The organism is Sphaerochaeta sp. UBA5836, assembly GCF_002432845.1.
In the GTDB taxonomy this organism is placed as follows: domain Bacteria; phylum Spirochaetota; class Spirochaetia; order Sphaerochaetales; family Sphaerochaetaceae; genus Sphaerochaeta.
Window position 1 is genome coordinate 1,882 of sequence record NZ_DJGW01000008.1, and the last position, 3,795, is coordinate 5,676.

3 protein-coding genes are annotated in these 3,795 nt (G+C 50.6%); 1 reads left to right on the forward strand and 2 read right to left on the reverse strand.

The features are described from left to right. Window positions 1-5: 5 nt before the first annotated feature. Window positions 6-2,195, forward strand: a complete 2,190-nt coding sequence (locus B3F49_RS00635) for a DUF4954 family protein (protein ID WP_293908532.1) — start codon at window positions 6-8, stop codon at window positions 2,193-2,195. Here the strand turns inward: B3F49_RS00635 and B3F49_RS00640 are convergent. Beyond that, window positions 2,149-3,129: an HAAS signaling domain-containing protein gene (locus tag B3F49_RS00640; protein ID WP_293908529.1), complete on the reverse strand. Its 981-nt coding sequence runs from the start codon at window positions 3,127-3,129 to the stop codon at window positions 2,149-2,151. The genes B3F49_RS00635 and B3F49_RS00640 overlap by 47 nt on opposite strands. Further along, window positions 3,122-3,466 (reverse strand): PadR family transcriptional regulator, encoded by a 345-nt coding sequence (locus tag B3F49_RS00645; RefSeq protein WP_293908530.1) that lies wholly within the window; start codon window positions 3,464-3,466, stop codon window positions 3,122-3,124. The genes B3F49_RS00640 and B3F49_RS00645 overlap by 8 nt, the downstream gene beginning before the upstream one ends. Window positions 3,467-3,795: the final 329 nt, after the last annotated feature.

A 3,795-nucleotide genomic window follows, 5' to 3' on the forward strand; every position in this document is an offset into this window, starting at 1 on the left:
ATGCAATGAATGACAAAGTAATCACCCTCGACCAGGCACGGTTCGGCTACGATTTTATTACAGCTCCCTTTCTTCCTGAAGGAGAGGATGAGTACTACCTTCGCAATCAGCAGAACAAGCGGCCGGCTTCCTCCTACCGGCACCTGACGAAAACTGAAATCGAGAGCCTTGAGCAGAACCTCAACTCCTCCCCGTGTTGGGACGATGTGCTGGTCTGTGAACCCTTCGACCCTTCGTTGATCCGCAACAGCGAATTCTACGGCTTGATCCGCATCGGAAAGATGGACAAGAGCATTGTCAGCTTTCATGATTTCAGTGTTCCTGTCGGTATTTCCAACAGCCGTATCGTCAGTTGCGACATCGGCGACCATTGTGCCATTCTCGATTGCGCCTACCTCAGCCACTACATCATCGACCACCATGTCATTCTCTATCGGCTCGGGGAGATGCAGACCACCAATCATGCCAAGTTCGGCAGCGGCATTCTCAAGGAGGGGGAGGATGAGGAAGTACGCATCACCATCGATATCATGAACGAAGCCGGCGGACGAACCATCCGCCCTTTCAATGGCATCCTTCCTTCCGATGCATTCCTGTGGGGTACGTATCGTGATGACCAGGCTCTGATGCGGATATTCGAGGAGCTGACCGAAAAAACAATGGATAAGCGCCGCGGGTACTACGGCTTTGTGGGTGAGCAGTCGGTCGTCAAGTCCTGCGATACCATCAAGGATGTCTGGATCGGTCCTGGTTCATACATCAAGGGTGCGAACAAGCTGAAGAACCTGATGCTGCGCTCGACGATTTCCGAACCGGTGCAAATCGGCGAGGGCGTTGAGCTGGTCAACGGCATCATCGGTTCCGGTTCACGCATTTTCTATGGTTGCAAGGCGATCCGCTTTATCATGGGGGACAACTGCAATCTCAAGTACGGCGCGCGCTTGATCCACTCCTTCCTCGGGGACAATTCGACGGTCAGTTGCTGCGAGCTTCTGAGCAATCTGGTGTTCTCAGGCCATGAGCAGCATCACAACAACTCCTTTCTCATTGCCAGCTTGATCAAGGGCCAGTCGAACATGGCCGCCGGAGCCAACATCGGATCGAACCACAACAGCAGGGGAAACGACGGGGAGATGGTGGCAGGCAGGGGTTTCTGGCCGGCTCTTTCCAGTACACTCAAGTACGACTGCAAATTTGCAAGCTATGTCCTGATAGCCAAGGGGAATTATCCGCATGAGCTGAATATTCCGCTCCCGTTCAGCCTGCTCAGCGCCGACACCAAGGAGAGCCGCCGCATTGTGATGCCTGCCTACTGGTGGATGTACAATCTCTACGCCTTGGAGAGAAATAGTTTTAAGTACCGCAAGCGGGACAAGCGCAAGGTCATCCGTCAGCACATAGAGACCGAGTACCTGGCACCCGATACAGTCAATGAGATTTTTGAAGCATGCGACCTGCTCTGTCTCTGGGTTGCCCAGAACTTCAACAGAGCCCATGCATCCAACGAGGAACAGAAGAACCTGATTCTGATGGGGAAGGACTTGCTGCTGAACAAAGCTTCGGAAGTAAGCTCGCTCCATGTTTATGCCTGGGGACTTGAAAACAGCAATGAACCGGTGGAAATTCTGAAGGTGGTGGAAGCCTACCATGCCTATCAGGAAATGTTGCTTTACTACGGGGTGAAAACCCTTTCAGCCTACTGTCTTGGAACAGGGCAAAGCATTGCCTCCTTCCAGGAAAAAGAAGCGATCCGGCGTGAAGATTGGCTGAATGTGGGTGGCCAGCTTGTCCCTGCAAGCCGGGTGGAACAGTTGAAAGCCGACTTGAAGGACAGGGTCCTCTCCAGTTGGGACGATGTCCACCATACCTATGATGCTTGGTTTGCATCCTATGAGGAAGACCGGGCCATCCATGCATTGGCTACGCTCTACCAAGCCCTTGGAACGAATCAGATCAACAACGGGCAGTGGGAGGACTTGGTAGAGAACGTGGCAAGGATACGGTTGCACATTGAGAATCAGGTGTTCAAGACAAAGGAGAAGGATTTCAACAACCGCTTCCGTGAAAGCACCTATCGAAATCTTGCCGAACGCGATGCCGTTCTGGGCAGCCTGGATGACAATCCATTCATCCAGGAGTCCCGCCAGATCACCGAGCAGGTTCTTTTGCAGATTCGTTCGGTCTCGTTCGCTTGAATACCGTATAGGCATCGTCGGCAAGGCTGATCAGCGTGAGAATCAACAGGACTACGCATGCAGCCTTGATGATGATCTGCCATCGGTCCATGCTGCCGGGAATGAAGATCAAAAAGTCAGGATTGTAGATGCTCCACCTGGTGCTGAGGAAGATGAAGTAGCATAGTCCCACGAGGTCGGCCAGGGCGCTGAGTGCAAACAGCGTAGTGCTCCAGAATTGCTTGGCGTACTTGACGACGGCAATGCTGAAAGTCAGGATTGTCGTGATCATCCAGCCGATGATATAGGGTTTTATTGCATGCGAGACGAAGAGGGGAATAGGGCCTGTTCCCTTGCGGTAGATGGCGATAAGGTCCGACCTGCTATACATCACTATCAAGAGAACAAAAAATATCGAGAGTCCGACCATGTCGCCGATGCTGTCGCTTTTCTTGATGCGCCTCGTCGGAGCTTCTTCAAGTTCATACAATGTTTTACGATTCCACTGATCCGGTTCTGTTTTGACTTGGTAGTAGGACATGATGGCAAAGGTGATGGTAACCCAGAGGAATGCACTTGAGAGGGAGGAAAAAACAGATGCCAGAACCTTTGCGATCATCTGAGCGATGTTGATCGGGTCGGATGCAAAAAACAGCGAGACAAAGGTGATCACCATGGTTACCAAACCGACCACCAAGCTCACAATTTTGAGTACCATCACATAGAGGTCGAAGGTCTCGGGCCCGATGAGGTAACGTTCCTTGCCTCGGTACTGACGAGCCAGTGTTGCAGGTGAGCCGAGTGCGAGCAGGGCCTCTTCGACCTTTTCCCTTGAGCTGTCGCCGCCAAGCATATCCTCGATGTTCGCCTCAAGTTCAAGCGCTACTTCCTCTCTTTCCTTGGCAGGCAGATGCCTGACTGTTTCTTCTACATATCGCTTTATAAGGTCATGCATATACATCCTCCCCAAGTAATGTGTGTATCTGAGTGGTTTGTTCTTTCCAGACAGCTGCAAGCTCGCCAAGTATGGTTTTTCCTTTGCTGCTTAAGCGGTAGAACTTTCTCGGTCGTGTTTCGCTGGTGTCCCAACTGCTTTCCAAGAGCCCCTGAACCTCCAGCCGACGAAGCAGCGGATAGAGCGTATTTGCCTCGATGGCAATCTGTTTGTCACAAAGTACCTGCAACAACGAATAGCCATACTGTGGCTGGGCAAGCTGGCTGAGTACGCACAGTGTCAAGGTGCCTCTTTTCAGCTCGGTGATCAGGTTGGTGAGAATCGGGTCTTCTTTCATAATCATACAATAATGTATGACATACAGTATTTTCAAGAACAAACTATACTGCACAGAAAGAAAAAATTGACGATTTGCCTCTTCAATGCTACGATAAGGCTGTGGTGGTGAAGAAGGGGAATAACCGAAGGAAACAACCCTGAGTAGCCAAAGAACCCTCCATGGCGGAGGGTTTTATTATGGGCATGATTTTGCAGCAAAAACTATGCAATTCATGAAATAAAACCTTTTTTTGCAAAGAGTAGCGATAATACTACTAGAACATATATCTGTAGTGTGTTACCTATGTACCACCTATAAAACCATGCTATACGGATAAATATCTTTAC